This window comes from Streptomyces sp. YS-3, from assembly GCF_045257485.1.
Lineage (GTDB): Bacteria > Actinomycetota > Actinomycetes > Streptomycetales > Streptomycetaceae > Streptomyces.
Genome location: NZ_JBJHPC010001098.1, coordinates 1 through 931, shown reverse-complemented (window position 1 = coordinate 931; position 931 = coordinate 1). Strand labels below are relative to the sequence as shown.

Genomic DNA, 931 nt, shown 5'->3' with positions numbered 1-931 from the left:
CGCGGGAACAGCGGAAGGGCCCCACCCGGGGTGCGGGTGGGGCCCTTCTGGGAGCGGGTCACGGGGCGCGGGAGCAGGTCCGGCTAGCGGCGCGGGATCTCGGCGCGGTGTACGGAACGCTCCGCGGCGAACACGTCCTCCAGCCGGTAGAGCAGTCTGCGCCCCTGCCTGCCCGCGGACCGCAGATGGCCCAGCTGGACCCACTTGCGCAGGGTCGCGGGCGAGACGGCCACCTCGGCGGCGGCGAGTTCGCCGGAGACCAGGCCCGATACCGGGGGCGGGGTCACGACGCCTCCTCCAGGGCCGTGCGGACGACATGGCGGCACACGGGGTTCACACAGAGCACGGCGCCGCGTTCGGGGAAGATGCGCAGCGACACCGAGTCGCAGGCGGGGCAGCGTCCGCCGATCCGGATCATCTGCTCCGGGTCCCCCAGCTCGCGGGCGCAGCGCCGGGCCATGCGCCGGGTCTCCTCCCGCACGTGCGCGGCGAGGTCGGGCAACTCCGCTATGGCGGCGCCGAGTCGGGCGATGCGGCCGAGCCGCGCCACCACCGGGGCGGGGGCCGCCGGGCGCAGGCCGAGCCGCTCCCGTACCGCCTCCTCCAGCTCGACCACGCCGTCGGTGATGTCCCGTACGGCGTCGGAGATGTGCAGCCGGATCGGGGCGGTGGTGCCGGATCGGGGCGGTGGTTGGCGCGTGCGCGGGAACAGCGGAAGGGCCCCACCCGGGGTGCGGGTGGGGCCCTTCTGGGAGCGGGTCACGGGGCGCGGGAGCAGGTCCGGCTAGCGTGTACGGAACGCTCCGCGGCGAACACGTCCTCCAGCCGGTAGAGCAGTCTGCGCCCCTGCCTGCCCGCGGACCGCAGATGGCCCAGCTGGACCCACTTGCGCAGGGTCGCGGGCCTTGCGCAGGGTCGCGGGCGAGACGGC

The 931-nt window shown here is 75.7% G+C and carries 2 protein-coding genes; both read right to left on the bottom strand.

Annotated elements, in window-relative coordinates:
- Positions 1–83: 83 nt before the first annotated feature.
- A complete protein-coding gene (locus ACJA3G_RS37730) occupies positions 84–287 on the bottom strand; it encodes a helix-turn-helix domain-containing protein (protein WP_406557508.1) in 204 nt (67 codons plus the stop codon).
- A complete protein-coding gene (locus ACJA3G_RS37725; RefSeq protein ID WP_406557507.1) occupies positions 284–763 on the bottom strand; it encodes a hypothetical protein in 480 nt (159 codons plus the stop codon). The genes ACJA3G_RS37730 and ACJA3G_RS37725 overlap by 4 nt, the downstream gene beginning before the upstream one ends.
- Positions 764–931: the final 168 nt, after the last annotated feature.